Consider the following 13,695-nt stretch of genomic DNA (forward strand, 5'->3'; position numbering starts at 1 on the left):
TTGATCGCGTCCAGCAGCACCGCCGGACCGTTCTCGTCATTGATCTTGATGGTGCGCTCGAAGGAGTACTTCACGTCCTGCGACGTCAGCGCCTCACCGCTGCTGAACTTCAGACCCTGCCGCAGCGTGCAGTCGAACGTCCTGCTCTGCGCGTCGGTGAACTTGCAGCTCTCCGCGGCTTCGGGCTCGGGCTTGGTGGCGCCCCTGGGGAAGCTGAGCAGCGACTGGAAGACGTTGTTGAACACGATCCAGGAGCCGACGTCGTAACCGGCGGCCGGATCGACCGCCGTCACCTTGTCCGTGATCCCCATCGTGAGGGGCTCTCCGGAGGCCTCGCCGTCCGACCCTCCCGAACCGCAGCCGGCGACCACGACCGCCGTCAAGGTCGCGGAGAGTGGGAGCGCCAGTCGCTGGACTCGATTCCTCACGAGACTTCCCTCACAGCTTCGTCGTACGGGGCCGGCCCCGGCCGGGCGGACCGGGGGATTTCCCGGGTCCGCCCAGCGGGTGGCTCATCCTGTCACACCGCGACCAATCTCCCAGAACTGGGCGGTCGAGGAGGAATTGAGGAACCATTCGGTTCCGGTGATGCCGTCGCGGCTGGCGACGTACTGCTTGTCCTGGTACAGCGGGATCATCGGGAGGTCCTGCGCCAGGATGTTCTGGATCTGCGAGAAGTCCTTGTCCGTCTTGCTGCGGTTCGCGGACTGGCGGGTGGCCGGCAGGAGCGAGTTCTTGATGTCCCCGGCCCCGTAGTTGAGGTCGAGGAACCCTTCCGCGAAGAACGGCGCGATGTAGGTGTCGGCGTCCGGGAAGTCGGGGAGCCAGCTGAGCGAGTACGCGGCCCACTTGCCCTTGACGGCGCCCGGCAGGAAGGTCTTCCAGGGGCTGCCCTTGAGGGTCACGTCGAACAGGCCGGTGGCGTCGAGCTGCTTCTTCACGTTCTCGGCCTCCTCCTTGTTCGGGGTGGCCGGGCGGTCCGTCGGGTAGGAGTAGGTGATCTTGACCGGGGTGCTGATGCCGGCGGAGGACAGCACCTCGGCGGCCTTGTTCCGGTTGGGCTCGCCGTACACGTTGAAGTACGAGTTGGTGTGGCCGGTGATGCCGGTCGGAACGGCGCCGAACAGCGGGGAGGCGGTGCGGCCGGTCACGTCACGGGTGAGGGTGTCACGGTCGATGACGCGCGCGATGGCCTCACGGACGGCCTCGGGCTTCACGGACGGGTCGTCGATGTTGAAGAACATGTAGCGGACCGAACCACCCGGGGTCTCGGTCAGCTTGACCTTCTCGACCGTGCCCTGCTCGACCGCGTTGATCTGGTCCGGCGTGAGGGTGCGGTTCACCAGGTCGACTTCGCCGTCGGTGAGCGCCTTCATCATCTCCTTCGCGGAGGCGAAGAAGCGGACCTCGACCTTGTCGTTGCTGCGGTTGCTGACCAGGCCCTTGTAGTTCGGGTTCGCGCTGAGGACGGCCTTGCCGTCCTCCCACGAGTCGAGCTTGTAGGGGCCGGAGCCCTCCATCTTCAGGCCGTTGAGCGGCTGGGTGGCGCTGTAGACCTCGCTGTCGACGATGGCCGCGGCCGGGGTAGCCAGCCGGTACGGGAACGTCGCGTCGGGGGCCTTGAGGTGGAAGACGACGGTCTTCGGGTCCTGGGCCTCGACGCTGTCGATGTTCGCGAGGAGGCTGGAGGGGCCGAAGTCGCTCTTGATCTTCAGCACACGGTCGACGGAGAACTTGACGTCCTCCGAGGTGAGGTCGTGGCCGTTGGCGAACTTCAGGCCGTCCCGCAGCGTGCAGCGGTACACCTCCGACTTGGTGTCGGTGAAGCCGCAGGACTTGGCGGCGTCCGGCTCGGGGGTGGTGGAGCTGCGAGAGTAACCGAGCAGCATCTGGAAGGTGTTGTTGAAGAAGCTGTACGTGCCACCGTCGTACGAGGTGGCCGGGTCCACGGGAGAGGGCAGCTCGTCGGACACTTCGATGTGGTCCGTCGTGCCGATGACGACCGCGTCACCGCCACCGCCACCGCCGGTCGAGTCACCGCACCCGGCGAGTACGGGCGCGGCGAGGCCCAGCAGGGCCGGCAGCACCAGTAGCTTGCGATTCATCCTCGTTGTTCTCCCTCTTCCGGCCCTCGGCCGTGCAGTGTTGAGCGGGGCGACGATACCCGTAATTGCTGGGGACCGGCATTCCGGTGGACCGCCCCCGAACACGGAGAAGTTGAGCCCGCGTCACGGGCAGATAACAAGGAGTGCCGTACCGATATCCGGACGGCGGAACGAACAGCGCGGTGTTCCGCAATCCGGACACAACCACCCCGACCGCACCGCGTTTTGACGGAGTGGAGCACGTCCGGCGCGCGCTGTCGACTGCCGTCGACGTGAAAAGTATCACGTCCCGGCGTACTGGCCGGTAAACAATTCGACGCTCCGAATCGTCACGCAAAATAGCCGGGCAAGCGCCCAGAGTTTCCGCTCAATTCACGGCGACGCTCAGTGAACGGACGTAATCAGAGAGCGCAGAAAAGGCACGTCCACCCGTTCCAGGGAGGTCACCACGGTCCGCCCGGGGGCAGGTGCGATGGCGGCGATGGACGGGACGGCCACGACCTGGCAGCCGGCGGCCTCGGCGGCCTCGACCCCGGTGGGGGTGTCCTCGACGACCACGCACCGTGCCGGGTCCGCGCCCAGCCGTGCCGCGGCCGTCAGGTACGGGTCGGGGTGCGGCTTGGTCCGCTCGATCTCGTCCCCGGCGAGGGAGAAGGCGAAGTGGTGGGAGCCGAGGGAGAGCATGACGGCGTCGATGATGCGCCGGTGGGAGGCGGAGACCAGGGCGGCGGGCACCCCGTGCGCGGCCAGTTCGGTGAGCAGGCGCTGGGCGCCCGGCATCAGCGGCACGCCGCGGCCGATGAGCTCGACGAAACGCAGGTTGATCAGCGTGGACAGCTCGGCGAGCGTGGCGTCCGTCCCGGTGACCGAGATGAGGTGTCCGAGGCTGCGGGTCATGGGACCGCCGACGACGACCTCACGGTGGGTGTCGTCCAGCACGTGGCCGAGCTCCGCGAAGACCTCGACCTCCGCGTTCCACCAGAAACCCTCGGTGTCGACCAGCGTGCCGTCCATGTCCAGGAGCACGGCCTGCAGGCCTGCCTCCCGGGCCGGCCGGATCTCGGTGGCGGGAATACCGCTCGTCATGCGCCCCACTCCTCTGCGTTCAGGGGGCACAAAGGCCGGTCGCCTCGCGCCCGGGTGGTGGGGGCGTGCGACCGGCCAGGTGCCGTATCGGACCGTCCAGTGTACGACGTACGTCCGACTACCGCGCGTTGAAGTACTTGGCCTCCGGGTGATGGATGACGATCGCGTCGGTGGACTGCTCCGGATGGAGCTGGAACTCCTCCGACAGCCGGACCCCGATCCGCTCGGGCTCCAGCAGCTCCGCGATCTTGGCCCGGTCCTCCAGGTCGGGGCAGGCGCCGTAGCCCAGCGAGAAGCGGGCGCCCCGGTACTTCAGGGCGAACATGTCCTCCATCGCGGCCGGGTCCTCCCCGGCGAAGCCGAGCTCGGCGCGGACCCGGGCGTGCCAGTACTCGGCCAGGGCCTCGGCGAGCTGGACGGACAGGCCGTGCAGCTCGAGGTAGTCGCGGTAGGCGTCGGCGGCGAACAGCTCGTTGGCCGCCTCGGAGATCCGGTTGCCGACGGTGACGACCTGCAGGCCGACCACGTCGGTCTCGCCGGACTCCTCGGGACGGAAGAAGTCGGCCAGGCACAGCCGGCGGCCGCGGCGCTGGCGCGGGAAGGTGAACCGGGTCCGCTCGGTGCCGTCCTCGTGGAGGATGATCAGGTCGTCGCCCTTGGAGACGCAGGGGAAGTAGCCCTGGACGACGGCGGCCTCGAGCAGCCCCTCGCTCTGCAGGCGGTCCAGCAGCCCGCGCAGCCGCGGACGGCCCTCGGTCTCCACCAGCTCCTCGTAGGTGGGGCCGCCGGTACGGGACTGCTTGAGCCCCCACTGGCCCTTGAACAGGGCGCCCTCGTCCAGCCAGGACGCGTAGTCCTTGAGCGGGATGCCCTTGACGACGCGGGAGCCCCAGAACGGCGGGGTCGGCACCGGGTTGTCGACGGCGACGTCGGAGCGGATCTGGCCCCGGTTCTCCTCGGGCTCGGGCACGACGCCCGCGCGGGCGGCCACCCGGCGCTGCTTCAGCTCGGGGAGGGTGGCGCCCGGCACTCCGCGCTTGACGGCGATGAGGGCGTCCATCAGGCGCAGTCCCTCGAAGGCGTCGCGGGCGTAACGGACCTCGCCCTGGTAGAGCTCGTGGAGGTCCTGCTCGACGTAGGCCCGGGTGAGGGCGGCGCCGCCGAGGATGACCGGGTAGGTGGCGGCGAGGCCGCGCTGGTTCAGCTCCTCCAGGTTCTCCTTCATGATCACCGTGGACTTCACCAGCAGGCCGGACATGCCGATGACGTCGGCGGAGTGCTCGTGCGCGGCGTCGAGGATCGCCGAGACGGGCTGCTTGATGCCGAGGTTGACGACGTTGTAGCCGTTGTTGGACAGGATGATGTCCACGAGGTTCTTGCCGATGTCGTGGACGTCGCCGCGGACGGTGGCCAGCACGATGGTGCCCTTGCCGGAGGCGTCGGACTTCTCCATGTGCGGTTCGAGGTGCGCGACGGCGGTCTTCATCACCTCGGCCGACTGCAGGACGAACGGCAGCTGCATCTGGCCGGAGCCGAAGAGCTCGCCGACGACCTTCATGCCCTCCAGGAGGGTGTCGTTGACGATCTCGAGGGCGGGACGGGAGGTCAGGGCCTCGTCCAGGTCGGCCTCCAGGCCGTTCTTCTCGCCGTCGATGATGCGCCGCTGCAGGCGCTCCTCCAGCGGCAGCGCCGCCAGTTCCTCGGCTCGGCCGGCCTTGACGGACTTGGTGTCGACGCCCTCGAAGAGCTCCAGGAAGCGCTGCAGCGGGTCGTAGCCCTCGCGGCGCCGGTCGTACACCAGGTCCAGGGCGACCTCGCGCTGCTCCTCGGGGATGCGGGCGATCGGCGAGATCTTGGAGGCGTGCACGATCGCCGAGTCCAGGCCGGCCTCGACGCACTCGTGGAGGAAGACCGAGTTGAGCACCATGCGGGCGGCCGGGTTGAGGCCGAAGGAGATGTTGGACAGCCCGAGCGTGGTCTGCACCTGCGGGTGGCGGCGCTTGAGTTCGCGGATCGCCTCGATCGTGGCGATGCCGTCCTTGCGGGACTCCTCCTGGCCGGTGGCGATGGTGAAGGTCAGGCAGTCGACGATGATGTCGCTCTCGTCGATGCCCCAGTTGCCGGTCAGGTCCGCGATGAGCCGCTCGGCCACGGCCACCTTGCTCTCGGGCGTGCGGGCCTGGCCCTCCTCGTCGATGGTGAGGGCGATCAGGGCGGCGCCGTGTTCCGCGGCGAGGCGGGTGGTGCGGGCGAAGCGGGAGTCGGGGCCGTCGCCGTCCTCGTAGTTGACGGAGTTGATCACGGCGCGGCCGCCGAGCTTCTCCAGGCCCGCGCGGAGCACCTCGGGCTCGGTGGAGTCCAGCACGATCGGCAGGGTGGAGGCAGTGGCCAGGCGTCCGGCGATCTCGTTCATGTCGGCGACGCCGTCGCGGCCGACGTAGTCGACGCACAGGTCGAGCAGGTGGGCGCCCTCGCGGATCTGCTCGCGGGCCATCTCCACGCAGTCGTCCCAGCGGCCGTCCAGCATGGCCTCGCGGAACTTCTTGGAGCCGTTGGCGTTGGTGCGCTCGCCGATGGCGAGGTACGAGGTGTCCTGGCGGAAGGGGACGGTCTGGTAGAGCGAGGAGGCGCCCGGCTCGGGGCGCGGCGCGCGCGGGGTGATCTCGTGGCCGCGGACGCGTTCGACGACCTGGCGCAGGTGCTCGGGGGTGGTGCCGCAGCAGCCGCCGACCAGGGAGAGCCCGTACTCGCGGACGAAGGCCTCCTGGGCGTCGGCGAGTTCGCTGGGGGTCAGCGGGTAGTGTGCGCCGTCCTTGCCGAGGACGGGGAGGCCCGCATTCGGCATGCACGAGAGCTGGATGCCGGCATGCCGGGCCAGGTAGCGCAGGTGCTCGCTCATCTCGGCGGGGCCGGTGGCGCAGTTCAGGCCGATCATGTCGATGCCGAGCGGTTCCAGTGCGGTGAGCGCGGCCCCGATCTCGGAGCCCAGCAGCATGGTGCCGGTGGTCTCGACGGTGACCGAGCAGATCAGCGGCGCGTCGAGACCGGCCGCTTCCAGGGCCCGGCGGGCGCCGATGACCGCGGCCTTGGTCTGCAGCAGGTCCTGGGTGGTTTCCACGACCAGCGCGTCGGCGCCGCCGGTGAGGAGCCCGGCCGCGTTCTGCTCGTACGCGTCGCGCAGGGCGCCGTAGCCGATGTGGCCGAGGGTGGGCAGCTTGGTGCCGGGCCCCATGGAGCCGATGACCCAGCGCTGCCGGCCGTCCGCGGCGGTGAACTCGTCGGCGACCTCGCGGGCGATCCGGGCGCCGGCCTCGGACAGCTCGACGATCCGGTCGGGGATGTCGTACTCGCCGAGGGCGGAGAAGTTGGCGCCGAAGGTGTTGGTCTCCACGCAGTCCACGCCGACGGCGAAGTACTCGCGGTGGACGGAGGCGACGATGTCGGGGCGGGAGACGTTGAGGACCTCGTTGCAGCCCTCGTGCCCCTGGAAGTCCTCGAGGGTGGGATTCTGCGCCTGGAGCATCGTGCCCATCGCCCCGTCTGCGACGACCACCCGGGTCGCCAGGGCCTCTCGCAGTGCTGCGCCTCGGGCACCGCTGTTGGACGGAAGGGACGGCTGGGCCATGGGTGTGCTCCCTGGAGTGCGACGGCTGTCGGCTTGGTGTGCGCCGGTGCTGCTGGTACACACCAGGCCAGCGTAGCCAAGACCCCGGATTCCGCCGCGGGGCATTCCGAGGGGCGGACGGCGGTGTCACACTCTTCTCTGGGATGATGACGGTCGGCATCGTCTGACAGCGTTCAGCATTGTCGAACCTGCTATCTCGGCGTTTGGTCGTTCCTTACGGAGGGGTTGTTCATGCCAGGTCCCATCCAGTCGCTCGCCAGGGCGGCCGCGATCCTGCGCCTGCTGGCCGGCGGCGAGCGCAGGCTCGGCCTGTCGGACGTGGCCTCCTCCCTGGGCCTGGCGAAGGGCACGGCGCACGGCATCCTGCGCACGCTGCAGCAGGAGGGCTTCGTCGAGCAGGACCCGGTCTCGGGCCGCTACCAGCTGGGGGCCGAGCTGCTGCGGCTGGGCAACAGCTACCTGGACGTGCACGAGCTGCGGGCCCGCGCCCTGGTGTGGACCGACGACCTGGCCCGCTCCAGCGGCGAGGCGGTCTACCTGGGCGTGCTGCACCAGCAGGGGGTGCTCATCGTCCACCACGTCTTCCGCCCCGACGACAGCCGTCAGGTGCTGGAGGTCGGGGCGATGCACCCGCTCCACAGCAGCGCGCTGGGCAAGGTGCTCTCGGCCTACGACCCGGTGGCGCACGGCGAGGCGGTCGACCTGAAGCGCGAGCAGCTGACCGCGCGCACGATCACCGGGGACGCGGACTTCGAGGGTGTGCTGGACCTCACCCGCGCCCGGGGCTGGGGCTCGGACCTGGAGGAGACCTGGGACGGGGTGGCGTCCATCGCCGCCCCCATCCACGACCGGCACCGCATGCCCGTGGGCGCGGTGGCCGTCACCGGGGCGGTCGAACGGGTCTGCGCGGACGGCGAGATCCGGCCGCAGCTGGTCGCGGCGGTGCGGGACTGCGCCAGGGCGGTCTCCCGTGACCTGGGCGCCGGCCGCTTCTGACGCCGGCCGGGACCCGACTCGGAGACCTTTCCGCAACCTGACGAACCCTTGACGCGCGTGGTTGCGCAGGAGAACACTCTCGTTCGACGGTCGACATTGTCGAACACCAGCCGACGGAGTCGGTAAGGTGGACGTAACCGTGGGACCGCCGAGGGCCTGGTGACAGGCCCACGAATTCCGGAACGGGACCGGAGTTCGCCTTCCCCTGGACGAAGGACAAAGGAGTCGCATGTCCAGCGAGCACATCTTCATCGGCGAGACCATCGGTACCGCTGTTCTGATCCTCCTCGGCGGCGGCGTCTGCGCGGCTGTCACCCTCAAGAGCTCCAAGGCCCGTAACGCCGGCTGGGTGGCCATCACCTTCGGTTGGGGCTTCGCGGTCCTGGCCGGCGCCTACATCTCCGGTTCCCTCTCCGGCGCCCATCTGAACCCGGCCGTCACGATCGGCCTCGCGGTCGACAGCGGCGAGTGGAGCAAGGTCCCGGTCTACCTGGCCGGCCAGATGCTCGGCGCGATGATCGGCGCGACCCTGGTGTGGATCACCTACTACGGCCAGTTCCAGGCCCACCTGACGGACGCCGAGATCACCGGCGGTCCGGGGGCGCAGGCCACCGCGGCGGCCGAGAAGCAGACCACGGGCCCCGGCCCGGTGCTGGGCGTATTCTCCACCGGCCCCGAGATCCGCAACGTCGCGCAGAACCTCGCCACGGAGATCATCGGCACCTTCGTCCTGGTGCTGTTCATCCTGACCCTCGGCCTCACCAAGGGCCTGGCGGTCTCCGGTACCGGCACCCTGATGGTCGCACTGGTCGTCGTCGGCATCGGCCTCTCGCTCGGCGGGCCGACCGGGTACGCCATCAACCCCGCACGCGACCTCGGTCCGCGCATCGTGCACGCACTGCTGCCGCTGCCCAACAAGGGTGGCTCCGACTGGCGCTACGCCTGGATACCCGTCGTCGGCCCGATCGTGGGTTCGGTCCTCGCGGCCGGCCTCTACAAGATCGCATTCTGAGAAGCAGCCCCCGACATCCCAAGGACCTGAGGAGCACACCGTGACCGACGCCCACACCACAGGCCCGTTCATCGCGGCCATCGACCAGGGCACCACGTCATCGCGCTGCATCATCTTCGACAAGGACGGCCGGATCGTCTCGGTCGGGCAGAAGGAGCACGAGCAGATCTTCCCCAAGCCGGGGTGGGTCGAGCACGACGCCGCCGAGATCTGGAGGAACGTCCAGGAGGTCGTCGAGGAGGCCGTCAGCAAGGCCGGCATCACCTCCGCCGACGTCAAGGCGATCGGCATCACCAACCAGCGCGAGACCACCGTCCTGTGGGACAAGAACACCGGCGAGCCGGTGCACAACGCCCTGGTCTGGCAGGACACCCGTACCGACGCCCTGTGCAAGGAGCTCGGCCGCAACGTCGGCCAGGACCGCTTCCGCCGCGAGACCGGCCTGCCGCTGGCCTCGTACTTCGCCGGCCCGAAGATCCGCTGGCTGCTCGACAACGTCGAGGGCCTGCGCGAGCGCGCCGAGGCCGGCGAGATCCTCTTCGGCACCATGGACAGCTGGGTGATCTGGAACCTCACCGGCGGGGTCAACGGCGGACACCACGTCACCGACGTGACCAACGCCTCCCGCACGCTGCTGATGAACCTGCACACCCTCGACTGGGACCACAAGATCCTGGAGTCCATCGGCGTGCCCGCCGCGGTGCTGCCGGAGATCCGCTCCTCCGCCGAGGTGTACGGCACGGCCGCCTCCGGCGCCCTGGCCGGCGTGCCGGTCGCGTCCGCGCTCGGCGACCAGCAGGCGGCCCTGTTCGGCCAGACCTGCTACTCCGAGGGCGAGGCCAAGTCCACCTACGGCACCGGCACCTTCCTGCTGATGAACACCGGCGAGAAGCCGATCAACAGCTACAACGGCCTGATCACCACCGTCGGCTACCGCATCGGCGACCAGAAGCCGGTGTACGCCCTGGAGGGCTCGATCGCGGTCACCGGCTCGCTGGTGCAGTGGATGCGCGACCAGATGGGCCTGATCAAGACCGCGGCCGAGATCGAGACCCTGGCCCTGTCGGTCGAGGACAACGGCGGTGCCTACTTCGTGCCCGCCTTCTCCGGTCTGTTCGCCCCGTACTGGCGCTCCGACGCCCGCGGTGTGATCGCCGGCCTCACCCGGTACGTCACCAAGGCCCACATCGCCCGCGCCGTGCTGGAGGCGACCGCCTGGCAGACCAGGGAGATCGTCGACGCCATGACCAAGGACTCGGGCGTGGAGCTCACCGCGCTCAAGGTCGACGGCGGCATGACCGCCAACAACCTGCTGATGCAGACCCTCGCCGACTTCCTGGACGCGCCCGTCGTGCGTCCGCTGGTCGCCGAGACCACCTGCCTGGGCGCGGCCTACGCCGCCGGTCTGGCCGTGGGCTTCTGGTCGGACACCGACGAACTGCGCGCCAACTGGCGCCGGGCCGCCGAATGGACCCCCCGCATGGACGCCGACGTCCGCGACCGCGAGTACAAGGACTGGCTCAAGGCCGTCGAGCGGACCATGGGCTGGATCGAAGAGGAGAAGTGAACCGATCATGACCACGCTGCAGCGCGTCCCGGCCCTCGGGACGCGTCCGACCGCCGGCCGTAACCCGGGCCGCGCCGAGACCCGGGAACTGCTGAGCCGCGCCACCTACGACCTGCTGGTCATCGGCGGCGGCATCCTGGGCACCTCCGTGGCCTGGCACGCCGCGCAGTCGGGGCTGCGGGTCGCGATGGTGGACGCCGGCGACTTCGCCGGCGCCACCAGCTCCGCCTCCTCCAAGCTCGTCCACGGCGGTCTGCGGTACCTGCAGACCGGCGCGGTCAAGCTGGTGGCGGAGAACCACATGGAACGGCGGGTCCTGGCCAGGGACGTGGCTCCGCACCTGGTCAACCCGCTCACCTTCCACCTGCCGGTCTACCGGGGCGGCCCGGTCGGCGCCGCCAAGCTCGGGGCGGGGGTCTTCGCCTACTCGGCGCTGTCCGCCTTCGGCGACGGGGTCGGCCGGATCATCTCCCCGGCCAGGGCGGCGGCCGCCAACCCCGCCCTGCGCACGGAGAACCTCAAGGCCGTCGCGGTCTACTACGACCACCAGATGAACGACTCGCGGATGGCGGTCATGACGGTGCGCGCCGCCGTCGAGGCGGGCGCCGTCGTCCTCAACCACGCCGAGGTCACCGGCCTGCGCTTCACCCACGGCCGGGTCACCGGCGCCGACCTGAAGGACCGTCTGGACGGCACCGAGTTCGGCGTCGACGCGCGGCTGGTGCTCAACGCGACCGGCCCGTGGGTCGACCACCTGCGGCGGATGGAGGACAAGGGCGCCGCCCCCAGCATCCGGCTGTCGAAGGGCGCCCACATCGTCCTGAAGCGCAAGGCCCCGTGGCGGGCCGCCATGGCGACCCCCATCGACAAGTACCGCATCACGTTCGCCCTGCCGTGGGAGGACCAGCTGCTGCTGGGCACCACCGACGAGGAGTACACCGGCGACCCGGCCGACGTGCGGGCCACCGAGGCCGACATCACCCAGATCCTGGACGAGGCCGCCCACTCGGTGCGCGACGAGCACCTGTCCCGCGACCTGATCACCTACGCCTTCGCGGGCCTGCGGGTGCTGCCCGGCGGCCCCGGCGGCGTGGAGAAGGCCAAGCGCGAAACCGTCGTCACCGAGGGCAGCGGCGGCATGCTGTCGGTGGCGGGCGGCAAGTGGACGACGTACCGGCACATCGGCCGCACCGTGATGGCCAAGCTCGCCAAGCTGCCCGGCGGTCCGCTGAACGAGGACATGGAGCCGCTGGACCACCTGCCCAGGCGGGTCCCGCTGCCGGGCGTCGCCAACCCCAACGCGGTCGCCCACCGGCTGCTGGTCGACCGGGAGCCGGGGCGGCGCCTGGACCCGCTGACGGCACGCCACCTCGCCACCCACTACGGCGCGCTGTCCTTCGACATCGCCCGGCTGGTCAACGAGGACCCGGCGCTCGGGGAGCGGATCCACCCCGAGGGCCCGGAGATCTGGGCCCAGGTCGTGTACGCCCGCGACCACGAGTGGGCGCAGACGGCGGACGACGTGCTGCGTCGCCGCACCACCGTGACGGTGCGCGGCCTGGACACCGCGGACGTCCGGGAGCGGGTCGAGTCGCTGCTGGCCGGCCGGCGCGACTGACACCCCCGACCCGTGGGCCCGGGCGCCCCGGGGTGAGCGGCAGGACCTCCCCGCTCACCCCGGACGCCCGGGCCGCCGCGTTTCCACCGGCGCGTAGGCGGCCGCGAGGTCCTGGGCGTCGGCGTACGAGGGCAGTCCCGCCGGGAGCGGCGTGCCGCGCTCGGCGTGCCCGGCGGTCTCCACGGCGGCGTGGAGCGCGGCGCGGAAGAGCAGCGAGCCGGTGCTGACCCGGCTCACCCCGAGGGCGGCAAGGCGCGGCAGCCCGGGGCCGCCCGGCGGGAGCAGGACGTTGAGCGGGGCACCGAGGCCGGCCGCGAGCGCGGCGATGACACTCTCGTCCGCCAGGCCGGGCACGAAGATCCCGTCGGCGCCGGCGGCGAGGTAGGCGGCGGCACGGCGGCGGGTCTCGTGCTGCGGGTCCTGCCCGGCGGTGCCCAGCCAGTAGGTGTCGGTGCGGGCGTTGACGAAGAGCCCGGGGGCGGTGCGTTTGACCGCGGCGATGAGCTCGCCCTGCTCGGCGAGGTCGGTCAGGCCCGCTCCGCCGGGGCGGCCGTCCTCGATGTTGACGCCCGCGACGCCCAGCCGTTCGAAGGCGGCGGCGAGTTCGGCGACGTCCTCGGGCGTGGAGCCGAAGCCCCCCTCGATGTCGACGCTGACCAGGGCGGGCAGCCGGACGAGGTCGCGGGCGAGCCACAGGGTCGTCTCGCGGGTGGCGCCGGCCGCGTCCGGCAGTCCCGCCGCGGCGGCGACGCCCAGGCTGGTGGTGCCGATCGCGGGGAAGCCGCGGGCGGCGAGTGCGGCCGCGGAGGCGCGGTCCCAGGCATTGGGCAGGAAGAGCGGGCGCCCGGCCCGGTGGAGGGCGCGGAAGGCCTCGAAGCGGTTCATGGGGTGGGTGCCTCCAGGGCGTGGCGGGATGCCCAGGTGGGTGTGGAGGGCCGTGCGGCCTCGCGCGGTGAGCTTGACGGCGCGGCCGCTGCCGATGCGCACGCACCAGCCGGACGCGAGGGCGTGCCCGCACAGCGCGGCCCCGGCGACGCCCGCCAGGTGCGGCCGTCGCTCCGTCCAGTCCAGGCAGGGCCGGGCGAGCGGACCGCGGCCGGTGCGTGCGGCGGCCAGGTCGACGCCGAGCCCGGTGAACCACTCCACGCCCGCGTAGGTGAGGGCGAAGCCGGTGCTCTGCCGGAGCAGTCCGCGGTCGGTCATGGCGTCCGTGACGAGGATGCCCAGGCGTCCGGCGAGGTGGTCGTAGCAGGTACGGGCGCGGGCCATGGCACTCCCGGCGCCCGCCTGCCCGAGGGTGCGGGGCGCGGCGGGCGGCGGCCCGGCGTGCGCGGCGAGGTCCTCGACGAGCTGCGCGGTACGGGCGTCGGCGAGGCGTACGTAGCGGTGGCGGCCCTGGCGTTCCTCGGTGAGCAGCCCGCCCGCGACGAGCCGGCCGAGGTGCTCGCTGGCGGTCGAGGGCGCCACTCCGGCGTGGCGGGCCAGCTCCCCCGCGGTCCAGGCCCGGCCGTCGAGCAGCGCCAGGCACATCGCGGCCCGCGTCTCGTCGGCGAGCAGTGCCGCGAGGGCGGCGAGGGCACTTCCCGCGTGGTCGTTTCGCACCATGTCCCCAGCATGGCCCCCGGACGTTTCGGCGCACGCCGAAGCGTCCCGGCCGGCCGCCCGCCGCGCCCCGCACCCTCGGGC

The 13,695-nt window shown here is 71.0% G+C and carries 9 protein-coding genes and 1 pseudogene; 4 read left to right on the plus strand and 6 right to left on the minus strand.

All coding sequences use genetic code 11. The features are described 5' to 3' along the window. The 4 genes from PV341_RS37575 to metH all read right to left on the minus strand — a co-directional run. Window positions 1-428: ABC transporter substrate-binding protein (locus tag PV341_RS37575; RefSeq protein ID WP_500360159.1), on the minus strand; the 428-nt coding region annotated here is incomplete at its 3' end. 84 nt (window positions 429-512) lie between these two features. Next, on the minus strand, window positions 513-2,105 hold the full coding sequence (locus PV341_RS37580; protein WP_500332107.1) for an ABC transporter substrate-binding protein: 1,593 nt from the start codon (window positions 2,103-2,105) through the stop codon (window positions 513-515). A 384-nt stretch (window positions 2,106-2,489) separates the two neighbouring features. After that, on the minus strand, window positions 2,490-3,191 hold the full coding sequence (locus PV341_RS37585; protein WP_500332106.1) for an HAD family hydrolase: 702 nt from the start codon (window positions 3,189-3,191) through the stop codon (window positions 2,490-2,492). Between the two features lie 118 nt (window positions 3,192-3,309). Continuing rightward, on the minus strand, window positions 3,310-6,816 hold the full coding sequence (gene metH / locus PV341_RS37590) for a methionine synthase (RefSeq protein ID WP_500332105.1): 3,507 nt from the start codon (window positions 6,814-6,816) through the stop codon (window positions 3,310-3,312). 231 nt (window positions 6,817-7,047) lie between these two features. Here metH and PV341_RS37595 point away from each other — a divergent pair, with 231 nt between their 5' ends. The 4 genes from PV341_RS37595 (at window position 7,048) to PV341_RS37610 (ending at window position 12,009) form a co-directional block, all read left to right on the plus strand. Beyond that, window positions 7,048-7,812, plus strand: coding sequence for an IclR family transcriptional regulator (locus PV341_RS37595; protein WP_500332104.1), 765 nt, complete (start codon window positions 7,048-7,050; stop codon window positions 7,810-7,812). A 229-nt stretch (window positions 7,813-8,041) separates the two neighbouring features. Continuing rightward, a complete protein-coding gene (locus PV341_RS37600; RefSeq protein WP_500332103.1) occupies window positions 8,042-8,824 on the plus strand; it encodes an MIP/aquaporin family protein in 783 nt (260 codons plus the stop codon). A gap of 40 nt (window positions 8,825-8,864) precedes the next feature. Continuing rightward, window positions 8,865-10,391, plus strand: coding sequence for a glycerol kinase GlpK (gene glpK, locus PV341_RS37605; RefSeq protein WP_499510949.1), 1,527 nt, complete (start codon window positions 8,865-8,867; stop codon window positions 10,389-10,391). Window positions 10,392-10,398: 7 nt separating this feature from the next. Further along, window positions 10,399-12,009: a glycerol-3-phosphate dehydrogenase/oxidase gene (locus PV341_RS37610; RefSeq protein WP_500332102.1), complete on the plus strand. Its 1,611-nt coding sequence runs from the start codon at window positions 10,399-10,401 to the stop codon at window positions 12,007-12,009. Between the two features lie 54 nt (window positions 12,010-12,063). Here PV341_RS37610 and PV341_RS37615 read toward each other — a convergent pair whose 3' ends face one another. After that, window positions 12,064-12,894, minus strand: a complete 831-nt coding sequence (locus PV341_RS37615) for an isocitrate lyase/PEP mutase family protein (protein ID WP_500332101.1) — start codon at window positions 12,892-12,894, stop codon at window positions 12,064-12,066. Between the two features lie 27 nt (window positions 12,895-12,921). Further along, window positions 12,922-13,614, minus strand: a pseudogene (locus PV341_RS37620) (ArsR/SmtB family transcription factor); the annotation flags it as partial. Window positions 13,615-13,695 lie beyond the last annotated feature (81 nt).

Source organism: Streptomyces sp. PA03-1a (assembly GCF_033792805.1).
GTDB lineage: Bacteria > Actinomycetota > Actinomycetes > Streptomycetales > Streptomycetaceae > Actinacidiphila.

Bases quoted from the DNA above. Each gene is read 5' to 3' on its own strand.
- PV341_RS37580 (WP_500332107.1), bottom strand. From the start codon at position 2,105: ATGAATCGCAAGCTACTGGTGCTGCCGGCCCTGCTGGGCCTCGCCGCG.
- PV341_RS37585 (WP_500332106.1), bottom strand. From the start codon at position 3,191: ATGACGAGCGGTATTCCCGCCACCGAGATCCGGCCGGCCCGGGAGGCA.
- metH (WP_500332105.1), bottom strand. From the start codon at position 6,816: ATGGCCCAGCCGTCCCTTCCGTCCAACAGCGGTGCCCGAGGCGCAGCA.
- PV341_RS37595 (WP_500332104.1), top strand. From the start codon at position 7,048: ATGCCAGGTCCCATCCAGTCGCTCGCCAGGGCGGCCGCGATCCTGCGC.
- PV341_RS37600 (WP_500332103.1), top strand. From the start codon at position 8,042: ATGTCCAGCGAGCACATCTTCATCGGCGAGACCATCGGTACCGCTGTT.
- PV341_RS37610 (WP_500332102.1), top strand. From the start codon at position 10,399: ATGACCACGCTGCAGCGCGTCCCGGCCCTCGGGACGCGTCCGACCGCC.
- PV341_RS37615 (WP_500332101.1), bottom strand. From the start codon at position 12,894: ATGAACCGCTTCGAGGCCTTCCGCGCCCTCCACCGGGCCGGGCGCCCG.